17 protein-coding genes are annotated in these 17,645 nt (G+C 33.6%); 8 read left to right on the plus strand and 9 right to left on the minus strand.

Features of this window, described 5'->3' with window-relative positions:
- Window positions 1-92: 92 nt before the first annotated feature.
- From Q0409_RS06785 to hcp, 7 genes are all read right to left on the minus strand, one after another.
- The gene (locus Q0409_RS06785; protein ID WP_298536344.1) at window positions 93-524 is read right to left on the minus strand and encodes a helix-turn-helix domain-containing protein; all 432 of its coding nucleotides are present in this window, start codon (window positions 522-524) and stop codon (window positions 93-95) included.
- A gap of 325 nt (window positions 525-849) precedes the next feature.
- A complete protein-coding gene (locus tag Q0409_RS06790; protein WP_298536346.1) occupies window positions 850-1,998 on the minus strand; it encodes an aldo/keto reductase in 1,149 nt (382 codons plus the stop codon).
- A gap of 126 nt (window positions 1,999-2,124) precedes the next feature.
- A complete protein-coding gene (gene ilvD, locus Q0409_RS06795) occupies window positions 2,125-3,780 on the minus strand; it encodes a dihydroxy-acid dehydratase (protein WP_298536348.1) in 1,656 nt (551 codons plus the stop codon).
- A gap of 88 nt (window positions 3,781-3,868) precedes the next feature.
- Entirely contained in the window at window positions 3,869-4,285 is a 417-nt protein-coding gene (locus Q0409_RS06800) for a type II toxin-antitoxin system VapC family toxin (RefSeq protein WP_298536350.1), read from the minus strand.
- Window positions 4,282-4,512, minus strand: a complete 231-nt coding sequence (locus Q0409_RS06805) for an AbrB/MazE/SpoVT family DNA-binding domain-containing protein (protein ID WP_298536352.1) — start codon at window positions 4,510-4,512, stop codon at window positions 4,282-4,284. The genes Q0409_RS06800 and Q0409_RS06805 overlap by 4 nt, the downstream gene beginning before the upstream one ends.
- A 316-nt stretch (window positions 4,513-4,828) precedes the next feature.
- Window positions 4,829-5,158: a cupin domain-containing protein gene (locus Q0409_RS06810; protein ID WP_292786388.1), complete on the minus strand. Its 330-nt coding sequence runs from the start codon at window positions 5,156-5,158 to the stop codon at window positions 4,829-4,831.
- A gap of 78 nt (window positions 5,159-5,236) precedes the next feature.
- Complete coding sequence (gene hcp / locus Q0409_RS06815; RefSeq protein ID WP_298536354.1) at window positions 5,237-6,535, minus strand: hydroxylamine reductase; 1,299 nt, start codon at window positions 6,533-6,535, stop codon at window positions 5,237-5,239.
- Between the two features lie 343 nt (window positions 6,536-6,878).
- Here hcp and Q0409_RS06820 point away from each other — a divergent pair, with 343 nt between their 5' ends.
- Together Q0409_RS06820 and Q0409_RS06825 are read left to right on the plus strand one after the other, a co-directional pair.
- Complete coding sequence (locus Q0409_RS06820; RefSeq protein ID WP_298536356.1) at window positions 6,879-7,685, plus strand: TrmB family transcriptional regulator; 807 nt, start codon at window positions 6,879-6,881, stop codon at window positions 7,683-7,685.
- Window positions 7,686-7,826: 141 nt separating this feature from the next.
- Window positions 7,827-9,155, plus strand: a complete 1,329-nt coding sequence (locus Q0409_RS06825; protein WP_298536358.1) for a prephenate dehydrogenase — start codon at window positions 7,827-7,829, stop codon at window positions 9,153-9,155.
- A gap of 108 nt (window positions 9,156-9,263) precedes the next feature.
- On the opposite strand, the gene Q0409_RS06830 is transcribed toward Q0409_RS06825, so the two are convergent.
- Window positions 9,264-10,355, minus strand: coding sequence for a glycosyltransferase family 1 protein (locus tag Q0409_RS06830; protein WP_298536360.1), 1,092 nt, complete (start codon window positions 10,353-10,355; stop codon window positions 9,264-9,266).
- Window positions 10,356-10,670: 315 nt separating this feature from the next.
- On the opposite strand from Q0409_RS06830, the gene Q0409_RS06835 reads away from it, so the two are divergent.
- The 6 genes from Q0409_RS06835 to Q0409_RS06860 all read left to right on the plus strand — a co-directional run bounded on the left by Q0409_RS06835 (window position 10,671) and on the right by Q0409_RS06860 (window position 16,591).
- Window positions 10,671-11,129 carry a ribonuclease domain-containing protein gene (locus Q0409_RS06835; protein ID WP_298536361.1) on the plus strand — a complete coding sequence of 153 codons (459 nt, stop codon included), beginning with the start codon at window positions 10,671-10,673 and terminating at the stop codon, window positions 11,127-11,129.
- Window positions 11,130-11,172: 43 nt separating this feature from the next.
- Window positions 11,173-11,475, plus strand: a complete 303-nt coding sequence (locus Q0409_RS06840; RefSeq protein ID WP_298536363.1) for a barstar family protein — start codon at window positions 11,173-11,175, stop codon at window positions 11,473-11,475.
- A 214-nt stretch (window positions 11,476-11,689) separates the two neighbouring features.
- Entirely contained in the window at window positions 11,690-13,516 is a 1,827-nt protein-coding gene (locus Q0409_RS06845; protein WP_298536365.1) for a threonine--tRNA ligase, read from the plus strand.
- 257 nt (window positions 13,517-13,773) lie between these two features.
- Complete coding sequence (locus Q0409_RS06850; protein ID WP_298536367.1) at window positions 13,774-14,583, plus strand: amino acid ABC transporter substrate-binding protein; 810 nt, start codon at window positions 13,774-13,776, stop codon at window positions 14,581-14,583.
- Between the two features lie 334 nt (window positions 14,584-14,917).
- Entirely contained in the window at window positions 14,918-16,135 is a 1,218-nt protein-coding gene (locus tag Q0409_RS06855; protein WP_295606718.1) for a bifunctional 5,6,7,8-tetrahydromethanopterin hydro-lyase/3-hexulose-6-phosphate synthase, read from the plus strand.
- A 129-nt stretch (window positions 16,136-16,264) separates the two neighbouring features.
- Window positions 16,265-16,591, plus strand: coding sequence for a zinc ribbon domain-containing protein (locus Q0409_RS06860; RefSeq protein WP_298536369.1), 327 nt, complete (start codon window positions 16,265-16,267; stop codon window positions 16,589-16,591).
- Between the two features lie 169 nt (window positions 16,592-16,760).
- On the opposite strand, the gene Q0409_RS06865 is transcribed toward Q0409_RS06860, so the two are convergent.
- Complete coding sequence (locus Q0409_RS06865) at window positions 16,761-17,510, minus strand: hypothetical protein (RefSeq protein WP_298536371.1); 750 nt, start codon at window positions 17,508-17,510, stop codon at window positions 16,761-16,763.
- Window positions 17,511-17,645 lie beyond the last annotated feature (135 nt).

The following is a 17,645-nucleotide window of genomic DNA, read 5'->3' on the forward strand; positions in this document are numbered from 1 at the left end:
GAAAAAAGATTCTATCTAGAATGTAGAAAACTTTTTGCGCAATAAAAAAATAAATCAAATTGAAAACCAGGGGTAATTTTTACTTCTGGTTTTTATTTTTCATTCACAAGTTTTAATACATCATCCGCATCGCCTTTTAAAATCACTCGTGCATTTTCCATAACACCATCAAAAGAAAACTGTATTTTAGAAAACTCACCATTACAAATACAATCACAAAAGTATTCTGCCACTTCTTTCTTTTCTACATTCGGTGTATCCAAAATCAAACATATTTCTGGACTTTTCTTTTTATCATCTAATAGGAAATCATACACTATCCCATTATTTTTCGCTAGAATACTTGGTCGTACCGCTGGATGTCTTACAAATTCTTCCACTTGTTCTGGTGTGAAGTGCCACAAGCCATTGATTTTCTCTCCTTGTAATATTCCAGACGAAATATAATTACGAATCGTTCGGTCTGTAAGTCCTGTAAACATTACCACATGATTTATTACATAATAGTTCCCTATATCTTGCATATTATTATCAATAAATGGTCTTATAAATACTACTCCAATTTATTTATATAAAGATTATAGTAAGGTTTTGGATTTAGCAAAACAAAACGAAGATAAATATTTTGTTTATGTATATGATAATTATTTCAAGGAGGAAACTTGTTGTTTTCTTTTTATTTGGTTTTAAATAATGCAATTCTGGGTGAGGTTGTTGCTCCGTTTGCAATTGCTTTTTTATTTGCAATTTTTTAGTTAAAATCTGTAAATTTCCGGTTAAAACGAAAAAATAATAAAAAAAAGGAAAATATTAAAAATGAAAAAAATATTAAAAAAAGGAAAAGGTTAATTATTGGAATAAATCCTTAGCTTTTTCCATTATTTCAACAATTCTGACATTGAAAGGACACCTTTCCTCACAATTTCCACACTCTATACAATCAGATGCATTAAACATTAAATCGTTATAATGAGCCCTAATGGATTGTGGAACTTCATCATGATGCCTTGCAAGGTCATAGAACTTGTTCACCATTGCGATATTGATGTTTTCAGTGCATGGTGCACAGTGGCCGCAATAAGTGCATTGGCCATCATAAGAGTTTTTAGGTGCATTTACAAGCACTGAAGTATAATCCTTTTCCTTATGACTTGCAGTTTCATATGCAATTGCATCATCCATTTCCTTGACATCATTTGCACCAACCATTATTGATGCAACTGCAGGCCTTGTAAGACAGTAATCAATACATTGGATAGGTGTGAGTGCTACACCAAATGGAGAATCCTCATCTCTAAGCAATCTGCCTCCAGCATATCCTTTCATAACTACAAGAGGAATGTCCTTTTCCTTACAAACTTGATATAATTCTGCTCTTTCAGGTGCAAGACCCTCCAATTCCTTGTTTTTATAAGTATCATCCTCAATGTAAACAGCTATGTCATTAATGGATGCCAACATGTCAAATGCAGGATTTATGCTGAACATGATGAGCTCTATATCCTCAACTTCAGTAGCTAAAAGTGCTACAGTAGGGCTGTGGGTGCTTATTCCAATATGCTTTATTATTCCATCTTCCTTTTGCTGCCTTACATACTTGATGAATTCACCATTCATTATATTCTCAAAATCCTCTACCTCATCAACATAATGAATCATACCGAAATCAAGGTAATCTATTTGAAAACGTTCCATAAAGTCTTCAAACGCTGGAATGACCTTGTCCATCTCACGTGTACGGACATATTGGCCATCTTGCCAAGTGGATCCGAAATGACCCTGAATGATCCAATCTTCCCTTGTGTCCTTAATGGCTATTCCAATATTGGTCCTTACATTAGGTTCACTCATCCAACAGTCAATGAAATTTACGCCTTCACTGTGACAATAATCGATCAATTCCCTTGATTCTTCTAATGTTTTACCTTGGAGCCATTCAGCACCAAAACCTATTTCACTTACCTTTAGCCCTGTTTTTCCTAATTTTCTATATTTCATTGATTAACCCCTTAATGCATTTTTAAAGTATGAAATATTTCATTATTAACTCCATTTACTTTTCTATAATATACGAATAAATTAAAATTTTATAAAAAAAACAAAGAGAAAATAAAAAGAAAAAAGCTATCTTAAAATAGCTCCTTCATCTGCAGAGGAAACTGAACGTCTGTAGATGTTTAACCATCCTTTGACCTTTTTCTCAGGTAAATCTGCATTTGCAATTCTTTCCTTGATTTCCTCATCAGACAATTCAACATTCAAGTTACCGTTTGTGATGTCGATTTCAATTATGTCTCCATCTTTGAGTGCTGCAATTGGTCCACCACTCATCGCTTCAGGAGATACGTGACCTATGCAAGGACCTCTTGTTCCTCCAGAGAAACGTCCATCTGTAATGAGTCCAACATTCTTGATGCCCATTCCCATAATAGCGGAAGTTGGGTTTAGCATCTCTCTCATTCCAGGACCTCCTTTTGGACCTTCACATCTGATTACAAGAATGTCCCCTTCATTAAGCTCATGATTGAAGATAGCTTCAACAGCATCCTCTTCACTATTGTAAACTTTAGCAGGGCCTTTAAGTTGCATCATATCTTCAGGTACTGCTGCAGATTTTACAATTGAACCGTTTGGAGCAAGATTTCCTTTAAGTACAGTAAGTCCTCCAGCTTCGTGAATAGGATTATCAAGTGTGTGAATGACTCCATTTCCAGTGACTTTTGCATCTTTTAGGTTTTCTTCCAATGTTTTTCCAGTACATGTCATGACACTTGTGTCTAGTTTGCTTTCTATTGTTTTCAATACTGCAGGGATACCTCCATCAGCATGCAAATCTGCCATGGTGTCTTCACCTGCTGGGGATAAGAGTGCAATATGAGCTACCTTGTCACTGATTTCATCAAATAAGTCCAAGTCTGCATGAACTCCCTTCTCTTCAAGCTCAAATGCAATAGCTGGAATATGAAGTGCAGTGTTACTTGATCCACCAAGAGCCATGTCCATTGCAATAGCGTTTTCAAAAGCGGCTTGAGTCATGATATCAGATGGCTTTAAGTCCTCTTTTACCATTTCTACAATTCTTTTACCACTAGCTACAGCCAATTCCTTTTTCTTATCACTTAATGCAAGAGCTGTAGCGCAGGTAGGCAAGCTCATACCAAGAGTTTCAGTGACACATGCCATGGTGTTTGCAGTGAATAATCCAGAACAGCTTCCAGCTCCAGGACAAGCACAGCATTCCAATTCATATAATTCCTCTTCAGTAATCTTTCCAGAGGACAATTCACCGACTGCTTCAAATACAGTGATCAAATCTGCATTCTTGTCATTGTATTTTCCCGGTTCCATTGGTCCACCGGTTACAAAGATGGATGGAACATCAAGCCTTGCAGCAGCCATCAACATACCAGGAACAACCTTATCACAACTTGGAATCATTACAAGTCCGTCAAAGCAATGTCCCATTGTCATACTTTCTACAGTGCTTACCACGATTTCACGTGAAGCAAGTGAATATTTCATACCGTCATGGTTCATTGCAATACCATCACAGATAGCCATGGTATCGAATTCAAATGGAATTCCTCCAGCTGCTCTGATACCTTCCTTTACATATTCCACTAATTCCCTTAAGTGAATATGACCAGGTACAATGTCAGTGTAACTGTTTGCAATACCAATGAATGGCTTTTCAAAATCATCATCCTTCAATCCACAAGCACGTAAAAGAGATCTGTGTGGTGCTCTCTGTACTCCTGCCTTTACCTTATCACTGTTCATAATATCATCCAATAAAAATATAATTATAAATTTAAATTTACATTCTCTTTTTTGCTAACTTATTATTTGTCAATACTTATTTAATTAATTAACTTATTATATCCACTTCATCATTGCTTCTAAATTCCTTATCAAAGGTAACAATACCATCCAATTCGAATAATTTTGCAATTTCAATGATAGAAGCATCAGTAAACCCAAGTTTTTGACTATTGTCATCATTCATCTTATTGTATCTGGCCATCACTCTATCATTAAAGTCAAAGCAGTCATATTCATTGATTATGGTAAAATTATCTTTCAAGAACCTATAGGATTTCAGGGCCCCTTCCGGATTTGACTTTTGACCTATGATAGTGACAACCTCATCCACTATGTGATTAGTTATGAAAAGTTCATTATCAAATATATTTTCATTGTCTTCCAAAAGTATGGCTCTCTCATGTGTTTCATCAGACTTCAAGATATAAGCCACAATAAAATTTGTATCAAATAAAATTTTCATTCATAAAGCTCCTTTTCCAATTCTACAGAATTAGTTTTATATCCTAAATCGATAGAGCCTCTCATTTCTTTAAAACTCACTTTCTTTCTAAAATTTAAAGTTACTTTGCCATCATCATCTAAGATCCACTCAATAATATCATCTGGACCAATATTGCATTCTTTGCGTATTTTAGATGGGATAGCTGTTTGATTGTTCTTATAGATTTTTGTATCTGCATAAATCATGATATCACCAAACACAATCAATATTAATTTTTATTATAGTTATATATGACTATTAAAATATATATTGACAGTCATATTTAAAATTAACTTTCAAATTAAAAAATACCTATTTTTTTACTTATAAAATATTCTTTAGAAAAGAGAGAATTAAATATAAAACTAAATAAAATTAAATTTTTTATAAAAAGGAATTTAAATTTTCTATTATATAAGTATTGAAGAAAATATAGAAGTCATTTTGCAAAATAAAAGCAATATCATAATCAAATTGTAAAATTTAAAAAAGATAGTAAAAAAAGAGAAAAGGTGATTAAATCTAATCTGATTTAATCATTGTTAAAACCATTTTATATGGTCCATTGACTGCTTGCAATGCATGTGGAACATTTGCAGGCATGATGAGGAATTCCCCTTTCTTGACTGTGTGAGGTTCACCAGCCAATGTGATTTCCGCTTCACCATCGATTATTTGAACCATAGCATCAAAAGGAGCACTATGTTCACTTAATCCTTGTCCCTTGTCAAATGCAAATACAGTTACAGTACCAAGTTCCTTTTTGATAACTTCCATGCTCACAACAGAGCCTTCCTGATATTCAATCAAGCTTTCCATTTCGATTGGTTTTCCTTTTAAATCCATAGTAATTTCTCCTTTTAATTAATAGTTTAAGTTTTATATATGATTTTAATGTTTTGAATTTGTAAATAAAACAAATTATGGGATTTATCCCATAATCTTTTTGATATCTTCTTTTGGAGTTGATATTGGAGTCAAGTTGAAGTTTTCAACTAAAACATTCAATATGTCCTCATTAGCCCAAGCAGGAAGAACAGGTCCAATGAACATATCGGTTTTTCCAAGATATAACAATGTCCAAAGGATTGCAGCTGCCTTTTGTTCCATCCAACTTAATACAATGGTAAGAGGCAATTCATTCAATTCCATTTCAAACAATTCACATAATGCTACAGCAAGGTCAATAGCTACAATCGCATCGTTACATTGACCTAAGTCCAATAGTCTTGGAATTCCTTCAATGTCCCCTAAGTCAAGATCGTTGAATCTGAACTTATTACAAGCGAGAGTTAATACAATTGTATCTTCTGGCAATTCCTGTACGAATTCTCTGTAATAGCTCATTCTTGGGTTTGGAGTGTCACAACCAGCTACAAGGAAGAATCTTTTTATTTTGCCTGAAAGCACTAATTCCTTGATTTGAGGTGCTAAGGATAAAATAGTGCTTAAACCGAAACCAGTAGTTACAGTAGAAAGCTCTTCAGCTTCAAGACCTCCTAATTCAATAGCTTTATCAATCAATGGCTTGAAGTCATAATCTTCAATAACCTGTGCACCAGGGATTTTTACGATATCCATAGTGAACAATCTTTCAGCATATTCAGGTTTTGGTAACAATACACAGTTGGTTGTACCTAAGATCGCTGCATTGTACTCGGAAAATATTTTCTTTTGATCAATCCAAGCTCCACCTATTTGACCTGCTAAAGATTCATACTTATTTAATTCTGGATACCCATGTGCAGGCAACATTTCACTGTGGGTGTAAACCTTTACATCGGTTCCTTCAGTTTGCTTTAACAATTCTTCTAAAGCCTTTAAGTCATGACCGGTTACAATGATTGCTGGCCCTTCCTGTGCACCGACTTTTACTTCAGTTGGAACTGGTTCACCAAAGTTTTTGATGTGAGCTTCCTTAAGCATCTTCATGACCTTAAAGTTAGCTTCACCAGCGTCGAGTCCTAACTGTACCAAATCAGCAACATCAAAGTTTACGTTTGTTAATGTTGAGTATAATCCTTTGGTTAAAAATTCATCTACAGAGTCATCATGGACTCCTAATTCATTGCAGTGGTAGTTGTAGGCAGATATACCTTTCATTGCAAAGATTAAATTGTCTTGAAGTCTTGCAACAGTACCATTTTTACCGCATACCCCTGCATTTGTACATGCACTGCCTCTTGCAGTTTGGGAACATTGATAACAAAACATGTTGAAATCACTCATATAACACACATCCTTTTTCTAATTTTAAATAAAATCAAATCCATTTAGATAAGAATTTTACTTCTCTCAAAGACTAGAAAATAGAAATTTCAATTGCAATATTGTTTTATTAAAATCAATAAATAGGCCTAAATAAGAATTTTAATATCAAGCTTTTCAATTGCTTGAACAACTTGAACTATACAAGAAATTTTTTCTATTTTCATTCTTATGTAATTAAAGATATTTTTTATAGACTTATAAAGATTTTGTAACTAGCATAGGGTAAAAAGTAACAAAATATATAATAAAACAAAACAATAGAGTAATATTAGATAAGAAAATTTAATAGGAGAGAATTTGTATGGAATCAATTATAGAATCTTTAGAGAAATTCGGCCTTACAAGGTACGAGGCAAAGGCATACATAGGAATGACTAATCTAATCTCAGGAAAGGCTGAAGAAATAGCTAGAGCATCAGAGATACCAAGATCTAAAATCTACAATACCCTAAAGCAATTGGATAAGAAAGGATTCATTACAATAACCCATACAAGACCTCTCGAATACCATGTCGTGCCTCCAAGTGAAATATTCAAAAATAAGAAAGATGAACTTATTAAAGAGCTTGAATCTTCCCAGGAAAAGTTGGATGAAATCTATAATGATAACATATCCGAAATTCAAGCCCCTGTTTGGCTTATCAAAACAAGCGAGAACATTATCAATAAAGAGATTGAAATCATTAAAAGAGCACGGAAATCAATCAACATGAGAATAGGATTCCTTCTTGAAGGGGAAGGAGAAGCCCTTATAAAAGCATTCAAAGAGCTTCCAAGAGGTGTTCCAATAAAGATCCTTGCAACTCCAGAATGTTACATCGATGGTGAAAAGCTCGAAATCATTAAGATGTTTGAGGAAGCTAAATTGGATAATTTGGAAATTATAGAAACAGACATCAAATTTGTAAAAATAGTCATTAGGGATGGGAAAGAGCTTTTCCGTACAATCGTAAAATTTACAGGAGAAGAGAAATCCATTCTACCTGAGACATCTGTAGGAGTGCAAAACAGATATGAGGACATCTGTCAAAACTTTGATGAGAGATTCTTGAATCAATTCAATAAGATGAAAGCTAAAAAAAGTAAGAAAAATAAAGGAAATAAATGAATAGATTAAAAAAATTTATGAAAAAAATTAAAAAAGTTATCAAAAAGGATTAATATGTAATTTAATAAAAATAGGATTGGAAATTTTTTATGAAAAGCTATTTGATATTAATAATGGCATGATGAATAATGGGGAGCGAACATGACACATAACGATAAAAGCAATATGACAATCATTGGAGGTACACGCGGTTTAGGAAAATGGTTTGCGGAACACCTGAAAAATGACTTCAACATACGCATAACAAGCCGTGACGAAAGCTCTGGAAAACCAGTTGCAGAGGAAATAGGTGTTGAATACAGCAACAATAACATTGAAAGTAACCGCAACCTTGATATCATCATATTCAGCGTTCCTATAGAATATATGGTGGAAACCATTAAGGAAGTGGCTCCACATGCACCTGAAGGATCACTCTTAATGGATGTGACAAGCGTAAAGACAGACCCTGCAGAAGCTTTGGAAAAATATGCACCGAAAAATGCAGAGATATTGCCATGCCACCCCATGTTCGGTCCAAGAGTCCCTACCCTCAAAAGGCAAATCATCATATTGACCCCTATCGAAAACAGGTCCCCTAAGTGGTTGCCTCGTGTAAAGGACTATTTAGATAAAACCGATTGTGAAGTTGTAATCACAACACCGAATGAACATGACAAATATATGAGCATCGTCCAAGGATTAACTCACTTTTCATACATTAGCCTTGCTTCAACAATAAGGAAACTGAATATCAATGTCAAGGAATCCAGAAACTTTTCAAGCCCTGTCTACACAATTATGCTGGATATGGTCAGCCGTGTAGTTTATCAAAATCCTTATCTCTACTATTCCATACAAAAGAATAATCTGGAAACATCAAATGCAAGGGAAGCATTGATAAAGGAAAGCATATACCTATCAAACTTGATTGAGGAAGGGAAAGAGGACGACTTTGTCAAGTCTGTTGTTGAATCAGCAAAGCATTTGGATGGACATGAAGACGCATTGGCTCGTTCAGACAAGGCAATAAGCATGTTGACCCAGAAAGCAAATGTATTGGCAAAATCAATAGGCAAGGAAGTGGGCTTGAAGCACCAACACTCTGAAAACGTGCATATGGGAATTGTAAAGGAAGTTGGAACTAAAAATGTAATACTGGAAACTGGAAGCAATGATGAAATTTGCTTTAAGCTTTCCAATATAGACATAATGTCTGAAAATGAGATCTTTGAATGGAAAAAGGATAATCTTCAACTGGAGCATTTTGACTTGTCTGTGCTGCTGCCTTCAAAATGTGATGAGAAGCATTTGCTTGAGATGTTTAAGAATATTGAACCTGTCATTGATGTGGAGATTGTTGATGTTTATGGCGGTGCACAGATAGATGATTCACAAAAAAGCTATACCTTCCATTACACATTATTCAAAAGGGAAGATAAAGATTATGTTGAAGAATTCATTGAGGGAATTGGTGGAACCATAAGATAATGATTTCCTTAAAAATAGATGATGGAATCCACATAAAAATAAAAAATAGAAAGAAATAGTATAAGATTTTAATGATGAATGGAATTGCTGAAAGAATAACTATTAGACTTATTTTAAATATCCGTCAACTATAGCGCAAATGTTGTCATCTACGTTTAGAATAGCAGTTCTATACTCATCTGTTCTTTTTGCAAACTCATCATAATTGTCCATTACTTCAAAGATCTTTTCATCCAAATCCTCAAGGTCACATTCTACAGTTGCCCCTTTGAAGATTGAAACCATGTCATGGTATCTGCCCCACTTAACTCTTTTTAATATTACAACAGGCAAATTGCATACCATAGCTTCATGAAGCATCAATCCATCATTGGTGAGTACTGCAAGGTCTGCAAGGCACAATAGGTCATTTACCCAATCAATAAAGCCAACATTGATCATTTTGGTTTCATCAATATAGTTAAGGACAGAGTCTTCTAAAGGATCACCGCATAAAACAAGATTGTACTTATCAGAGTATTTGGAGAATTGATTGATTGCTTGAGCGGTCTTTTCAAATAATGAAGAACCAGATGAAAACACTATGGTTGGCTTGTTTTCATCAAACTCAATTGCGTCAGGATTTTTCTCTTTAGCCTCTTTAGAGTGTTCCTTAATCTTTTCCAACGCCTTGTTCTTATCTCCATGGGTAATGTTGTCATTAACTGGGGAGAAGGACTTTACCATATTTTCTGGAATGTCTTCAGCTAAAAATAAATTGTTTTCAGGAAGTATGATTGGAGTTCCAATATGACTGCATACTTTAGTGTCAAGTGGAGTAATCAAAAGGCTTACAGTAGGAATTCCTGCTAATTTCGCACCAAGAGCGCCGACAATAGCTCCCCCTCCAAGAATGCCCAATTCCAAATCGAATTTCTTGGATTTCAAAAGCTTTCTTGTTTGAAGAACACCTCTAATAGCACGAATACCTGCTTTAATGGTGGTCATGATTGTTGCAGAGTGGCCTCCAGCCTGTGGGATAATCACTTTATTCCACCCTATATCATTCTTTTTAAATAATAATCCTGGAGCGGACTCATCCAAAGCGATTTCACAATCATATCCTCTTTTTTCGAGTGCATTGTAAACATTCAATGCTGTACCGGCATCTCCGCCTATACCTCTTCCTGTTACAATGATCAATATCCTTTTCTTATCCACAAAGATTCCTCTCATATGCAAATAAAAATAAATAATAAAAATTTTTGATTTTAATAAATCAATAATTGTACTATTAAAGTTATATCCATAATATTTTATATACTTTAAGAAAAATTAATCTGATTAAGGAAGTTTTTTAGAAAAATTAATTAAAAACTTAAAAAATTAATTTAAAACTGGAATAAATGTTTAAAAAAAACTAAAAAAATTAATTAAAAACATAATAATCCCTTAAAAAAACTTAAAAAATTTTATTAAAAATAAGAAATAAATTAAGATTAACCAATATTTTTATAAAATGAAAAGGGATTGAAAATGAAAAATTGGAAAATTATTGGATTGATATTAATCGTCTTGCTTGCTGTTGTTGCAGTAAGCGGTTGCATTGGAGATGATTCAGATTCTGACTCTTCTACACTTGCTTTAGATGACATTAATATCACAGAAGATGGGACTTATGACTCTAAGGAAGAAGTTGCAGCCTATATAAGCACATATCACAAGCTTCCTTCAAATTACATCACCAAAGGAGAGGCGAAAGCTCTTGGATGGCATGGTGGAAGTGTTGAAAAATATGCTCCTGGAAAATGCATTGGAGGGGACATATTTACAAACCGCCAATCAATCTTGCCTATAACCCATGAGTATAGGGAATGTGATATTGATACATTAGGTGCATCAAGCAGAGGACCGAAAAGAATAGTTTATTCCACTGATGACTTTGAAGTTTACTATACTGGAGACCATTATGCAAGCTTTGAACACTTAACTTAAATTGCATATAAAATTGCAATAGAACTGCTTTAGAATTGATATTATGACAAATAAACTATTGGAAAATAGAAGACTTAGAAGAAAACTGAAAAAGATGATAGATAACATGAATGAAATAGTCTTGTATGGGGAAGAAATGAAAGAGAATCCTCATGAATACATTAAGGAAAAACTGGATTTCCCAGATTATTATGGGGAAAATCTTGATGCATTATACGATTGTCTTAGTGAATTGCCTAATAAAATTATCATTATAAAGGACAGTTCAGTTCTTGATGAAGATCTAATAGCTACTTTTAAGGATGCATCAGTTGAAAATCCTGATTTGAAATTAATTTTAGATTAATGATTATTAATCTAAATTCTTTTTTTATTTTTAATTCTATATCTTATTTTAATTCAATATAATTAATTCAATAATATAATTTTGGCTTCAAAATGACTTTATTTGAAATCACAATCATTACTAATAGTTAAATAATATAAAAAATAAAGTTATAATATTATTGTGTTATAATATTTATCAATAAATTATTTTTAAAACAAAAACTGGTGAAAATATGAGAGTTTTACTTATTCACTCTGATTATATAAAATATCAAGTAAAAAACAAAACTCCAGTAGCTGAAGAAATCGAAGAAGCTCAAAAAAATGGAACTTTTGATGAAGCTTTGGTTGTTTTCTCATCCATTGAAAAAGAGGATGAAGAAAATCCAAGCGCTATTGTCAATAATTTAGTTGCTGAAGTTATTAAAACCAATGAAGAAGTCAATGCAGAAAAAATCGTCTTGTACCCATATGCTCACCTTTCTTCATCCCTTGGTGCACCTAAAGTAGCTGTGCAAATATTGAAAGATGCTGAGGAAGCACTTAAAGAAGAAGGATTGGATGTGTTTAGAGTACCATTCGGTTGGTATAAGGCATTTGAAATTTCTTGTAAAGGACACCCATTATCCGAACTTTCAAGAACCATTACTGCAGACGTCGAAGAAGAGGAAGAGAAAGAAGAGAAAAAACCATCCACCTGGTTGATCTTTAAGGATGGGGAAACCTTTGATCCTAAGGAATACAACTATGAAAGCAAAGATTTGGAAAAATTGGTTGCATATGAATTAGGTGAAGGTGCAAGTGATGAAGGAGAGCCACCACATGTAAAGATCATGAGAGAAAAGGAATTGTGTGACTATGAACTTGCATCCGACATTGGAAACCTCAAATGGTATCCTAAAGGTAGATTAGTACGTGACTTGCTTGCAGATTACGTTTACAATTTTGTAGTTGACTTAGGTGCAATGCCTATCGAAACTCCAATCTTCTATGACCTTGCAAATGATGCAATCAGGGAACATGCAGCAAAATTCGGTGAAAGACAATACAAAACCGCAACCAAAAAAGACTTGATGCTTAGATTTGCATGCTGTTTCGGTGCATTCAGAGTTCTTGGCGGATCTTTCCTTACCTGGAAAAACTTGCCTGCTAAGGTTTATGAATTATCCACTTACAGTTTCAGATTCGAGAAAAGAGGAGAAGTTGTAGGTCTTAAGAGACTCAGAGCATTTACCATGCCTGATATGCACAGTTTCTGTGCTGACATGCCACAAGCACTTGAAGAGTTTGATGATCAAGTTGACATGTGTGTGCAAACCGGTGTAGACCTTGACGTTAACTACGAAGCAATCTTCAGAGCAACCAAAGACTTCTACGATGAACACAAGGACTGGATGGAAGCAACCGCTAAAAGAATCGGCAAACCATTATTACTCGAAATCTTGCCTGAAAGAAAACACTACTGGTCCTGTAAAATCGACTTTGCAGCTATTGACTACTTAGGAAGACCTATTGAAAACCCTACAGTGCAAATAGATGTTGAAAGTGGTAGAAGATTCAACATCGAGTATGTTGATGAAAACGAAGATGCTCAAAACCCAATCATCTTACACTGTTCACCTACAGGTAGTGTAGAAAGAGTTATCTGCAGCTTACTTGAAAACACTGCAAAAGAAGATGGAAAAGCTCCAATGTTACCAATTTGGTTAAGCCCATCTCAAGTAAGAATCTTGCCAATCGGTGAAAAGCACTTAGACTATGCTAACGAATTGGCTGACAAGATTGCAGCAGAAAACATTCGTGTAGATGTTGACAACAGTGATGACAGAGTAGGTAAGAAAATCAGAAACGCTTCTAAGGAATGGATTCCTTACATCGTTGTAATCGGTGACAAGGAAGTTGAAACCGACAATTACAATGTAACTGTAAGAAAAACTGGTGAGAAAGTTGACATGACTGCAGATGAACTTATCGCATCAGTTAAGGAAGAAACTGAAGGAATGCCATTCAGAAGACTTCCATTACCAAGAAACGTTGCTGAAAGAATTAATTTCAAATAAGTTGATTAAATCAACTTATAATTTCTTTTTTTTTTTGACAGATTTTTATTTGTTCGTATAGGAACTAATTTGTTTTTTATTATTGCTCTTTTTAAATATTGAATTGATTAACAATCCCATATTTAAATATTAAATTGAATAAATAGTAATATGAACAATTATTATTGAACAATTTATTCAGAAAAAAAATTTTTATTAAATATGGATTGTTTTAATTTTTATTGGAGGGGCTTAAGATTAATATAAAGAGAATTTTTATGGTTTTAACTGTTTTGCTTATTTCTTTTTTGATGATAAGCTCAGTTAGTGCAGGTTGGTTTGATTTTTTAGGTGATGACTCCAGCGCTGAAAATAATGAAACCAATTTCGTTGTAGGATTTTTCGTTGAATTTCCACCATTTGAATATACAGACGATAATGGTGAAGTGACCGGTTACGATTTAGACTTAGCCCAAGAAGTCTGTGACAGAAACAATTGGACATTAGTGAAACACCAGATAATCGATTGGGACACTAAAGAAGCTGAACTCGACTCCGGCGCTATAGACTGTATTTGGAGTGGATTTACAATCAATGGCCGTGAAGATGATTACGCTTGGACCAAACCATATTTCAACAATTCCCAAGTATTCGTTGTAAAAGCGGATTCCAACATCTCTTCAGTTGAAGACTTGAAAGGAAAAGATATAGATGTGGAAATGGGAAGCAGCGCTATTGCAGCTCTTGAAAACAATAAAGACTTAAAAGACGATTTTGCAAATATCTATGAAATAACTGAATATGATACATCATTCATGGATTTGGAATCTGGAACCTGTGATGCTGTTCTTGGCGATTGTGATGTTATGAAATACATAATCAATACAAAATATGATGAGAAAGATTATAGGATCTTAGAACCCCCATTATCTCTTGAACAGTATGGAGTTGGATTCGCTAAGGACAATACTGAATTGAGAGATCAAGTTCAAGAAACCTTAAATGAAATGTATGAAGATGGAACTGTCGATAAGATAGCTCAAAAATATAAAGATTATGGAGTCCCTGATGGGGTAATCTATCCATAATTCTTTTTCTTTTTTTTAAACCAAACCATTATTTTTTACAAAACATTTTTTTTCTTTTTTAATTTATTTTTAGACTTATTTATAGACTTATTTTTAGATTTATTTTTTAGAATTGATTTTTAAAATTATTTTTTAATTTTTCTTACTCATTTTCAAAATATAATTACTTAACTATATATTGTATTAAAATCATAAATTATATTGTATAAATACTTACTATATTATGAAAGTAATATTTGTAATATTTAAACTAAATAAATTCAAAAAATGACTTAAAAATGATTTAAATTAAAATCATAATTATAAAATTATTCTTGAAATTGGAGGATATGAAATGTTTATAGGAGAAGCTCTTATCGGAGACGGAGACGAATTAGCACACGTTGATTTACTTATTGGTGAAAAAGACGGTCCTGTAGGAAACGCTTTTGCTAATGGATTAAGCCAATTATCTGTTGGACACACCCCATTGCTCAGTGTAATCAGACCTAACTTAATTACCAAACCAGCTACCATCATTATTCCTAAAGTAACTGTTGGTGACTTAGATGATGCAAGCAAAATCTTTGGACCAGCTCAAACTGCTGTAGGTAGAGCTGTAGCTGATTGTGTAGAAGAAGGAATCATTCCTAAAGACAAAGCTGAAGATTGGGTAATTAATGCAAGCGTATTCATTAGCCCAGCTGCACAAGATTACAGAAAAATCTACCAATACAACTATGCAGCAACCAAACTTGCAATCAAAAGAGCATTGAAAGGTTACCCAGACATTGACAAAGTATTATACGAAAAAGATCGTGGAACCCACGCAATTATGGGATTCAAAGCAATCAAGCTTTACGAACCACCTTACTTGCAAGTTGCTCTTGACCTTGACAATGAAGAGGCAATGGCAAGAATCATTAAACAACTCCCTAACAGAGAAAGAATCCTCCTTGAAGCAGGAACTCCTCTCGTTAAAAAATTCGGTGTTGGAATTGTTGGAAAAATCAGAGAATTGGCACCAAGTGCATTCATTATTGCTGACTTGAAAACCTTGGACGTAGGAAGAGTGGAAGTTAAAATGGCAGCAGATGAAACTGCTGATGCAGTTGCTATTTCCGGTCTCGGTACCATCGAATCCATTGAAAAGGCAATCCACGAAACTCAAAAGCAAGGTATTTACTCCATCCTCGATATGATGAATGTAGATAACTTCACTGACAAGATCAAACAACTCAACCCAGAGTTCATGCCAGACATTGTTCTCTTACACAGAAATGTTGACCTTGAAAGTAAACTTAGAGCAGAAGGCAAGAACCTTGATGACGTAAGTGCATGGGGTAACATTAAGGAAATCAAAGAACTCACTGGCGGTCTTGCTGCTGTTGCTGGAGGAATCACTCCTGAAAAAGCAGAAGAAGCATTTGAAAAAGGTGCAGACATCATCATCGCAGGTAGATACATCATTGGTTCTGGTGACCCAAGAAGAGCTGCAGAAGATTTCTTAGCTCACATGCCTGTAGATCCAAACCACATGAGAGTGGTAATGGAAGACGATGAGCAAATTTAAGTTCAGTGAAAAAATTAAAATTATTAAAGCGTTAGCTAATTAGATTATTCTAATTAGCTATTTTTTTTAAATAATTTTTTTATTTTAAACTGTTTAAATCATTTAATATGAATGAATTAAGGTGAAAGTATGGGATTTTGCAATTCTTGCGGCAGACCAATGGGTAGAAATGACTATGGAACCAATGAAGATGGAAGCCCAAATATGGATTACTGTAAAGACTGTTTCCAAAACGGAGAATTTACAGAACCTGATATTACCATAAATGAAATGATAATTAGACATGCAAAAAGAATGCTTAAAAGAAATCCGGATTTGCGTGAAGAGGAAGCAACTGGAATACTTTGTAACTTCTTGCCAAACTTGAAAAGATGGAATCCTAATCCTGATGATGAAATCGATGAGGATGAGGAACCGGTCATGGGTTACAGAGGTAACGCAAGAGACATGTTCTAATTAAAACAAGATTTTTATAAATTTATAGAAGTTTTCAAAGTTTTAACTTCTATAATAACTATTTTTTAAAACTTTAAAATCAATGAAAAAAGATCAGATTAACTGTTTTAAAAAGCATTCAAAAGGATATTAAAAAAAGACTGCAATTTGCAGCGCAAAAAATAGATGCTTATTGTATTCTTAAGATAAAGTTTTTGAATTTATCCAAGAGATTTTTATAGTGAATGACCTTAACTTTCTCATTGTATAAATCCTCTTGAGATCTTTCGTATTTTTTAAGTAATGAAATGTATTCCTTTTGCAATTCAACATAATCATCAAAGGAATATGAATTTGAACTGGAAGTGAACTGTTCATTGCTTATGAATTCAGAATCAGCGACAATTTCATCATTTTGTGAACTTAGCTTTTCATTCAATAAGTTCAAATCATCATTTAAGTCTGAAATGATGAAGTTCTTATCTTCCAATTGTTTTCTTAAGCTGGAAATGGTATTTTTATTCTCTTCAAGCTGCTCTTTCAAACCTGAGCAATCCTCTTTTATAACAAGCAATTTTTCATTGGATTTAGCCAATTCTTCCTCTTTTATAGCTAACTTTTCAGAAATAGCTTTCAATTCAGAAGAAGCAAACTGTAATTCTTCATCAGCACCAGCGAATTTTTTAGTTAATTCTTTCTTTTCCTGCACTAACATAGTGTTATGCAATTCCAAAGCAGAAACCATTTCATCAAGGTCATTGAGTTCTTCTGCTTGAGCTGATGAGATGATAAAGACTTCTTCCTTATCTTCAAAGATATTGTCAGACTTAGATACAGTGACCTGAACCTGTTCAGTCTTATAGGTCTTTTTAGTACCATCCTTCAATGTCCTATTGTAAGACCTAAAATATTTTTTAACAATACCTTTTACTAAATCCATAAAAACACCATTTTAGAATATAACCATTAATAAATTATCAATAAAATTTAGAACATTATTTTTTATGACAAAAATTAGTCAATAAAATAACATTATAATATTAATATATGATTTATATTATATAAGTTTTATAAT

The organism is uncultured Methanobrevibacter sp. (assembly GCF_937898925.1).
In the GTDB taxonomy this organism is placed as follows: domain Archaea; phylum Methanobacteriota; class Methanobacteria; order Methanobacteriales; family Methanobacteriaceae; genus Methanobrevibacter.

What these genes read in the sequence shown, in the direction of transcription:
- Q0409_RS06845 (WP_298536365.1), top strand. Translation starts at nt 11,690, where the DNA reads ATGAGAGTTTTACTTATTCACTCTGATTATATAAAATATCAAGTAAAA.
- Q0409_RS06860 (WP_298536369.1), top strand. Translation starts at nt 16,265, where the DNA reads ATGGGATTTTGCAATTCTTGCGGCAGACCAATGGGTAGAAATGACTAT.
- ilvD (WP_298536348.1), bottom strand. Translation starts at nt 3,780, where the DNA reads ATGAACAGTGATAAGGTAAAGGCAGGAGTACAGAGAGCACCACACAGA.
- Q0409_RS06800 (WP_298536350.1), bottom strand. Translation starts at nt 4,285, where the DNA reads ATGAAAATTTTATTTGATACAAATTTTATTGTGGCTTATATCTTGAAG.
- Q0409_RS06850 (WP_298536367.1), top strand. Translation starts at nt 13,774, where the DNA reads ATGGTTTTAACTGTTTTGCTTATTTCTTTTTTGATGATAAGCTCAGTT.
- Q0409_RS06865 (WP_298536371.1), bottom strand. Translation starts at nt 17,510, where the DNA reads ATGGATTTAGTAAAAGGTATTGTTAAAAAATATTTTAGGTCTTACAAT.
- Q0409_RS06805 (WP_298536352.1), bottom strand. Translation starts at nt 4,512, where the DNA reads ATGATTTATGCAGATACAAAAATCTATAAGAACAATCAAACAGCTATC.
- hcp (WP_298536354.1), bottom strand. Translation starts at nt 6,535, where the DNA reads ATGAGTGATTTCAACATGTTTTGTTATCAATGTTCCCAAACTGCAAGA.
- Q0409_RS06840 (WP_298536363.1), top strand. Translation starts at nt 11,173, where the DNA reads ATGACAAATAAACTATTGGAAAATAGAAGACTTAGAAGAAAACTGAAA.
- Q0409_RS06825 (WP_298536358.1), top strand. Translation starts at nt 7,827, where the DNA reads ATGACACATAACGATAAAAGCAATATGACAATCATTGGAGGTACACGC.
- Q0409_RS06785 (WP_298536344.1), bottom strand. Translation starts at nt 524, where the DNA reads ATGCAAGATATAGGGAACTATTATGTAATAAATCATGTGGTAATGTTT.
- Q0409_RS06790 (WP_298536346.1), bottom strand. Translation starts at nt 1,998, where the DNA reads ATGAAATATAGAAAATTAGGAAAAACAGGGCTAAAGGTAAGTGAAATA.
- Q0409_RS06820 (WP_298536356.1), top strand. Translation starts at nt 6,879, where the DNA reads ATGGAATCAATTATAGAATCTTTAGAGAAATTCGGCCTTACAAGGTAC.
- Q0409_RS06855 (WP_295606718.1), top strand. Translation starts at nt 14,918, where the DNA reads ATGTTTATAGGAGAAGCTCTTATCGGAGACGGAGACGAATTAGCACAC.
- Q0409_RS06835 (WP_298536361.1), top strand. Translation starts at nt 10,671, where the DNA reads ATGAAAAATTGGAAAATTATTGGATTGATATTAATCGTCTTGCTTGCT.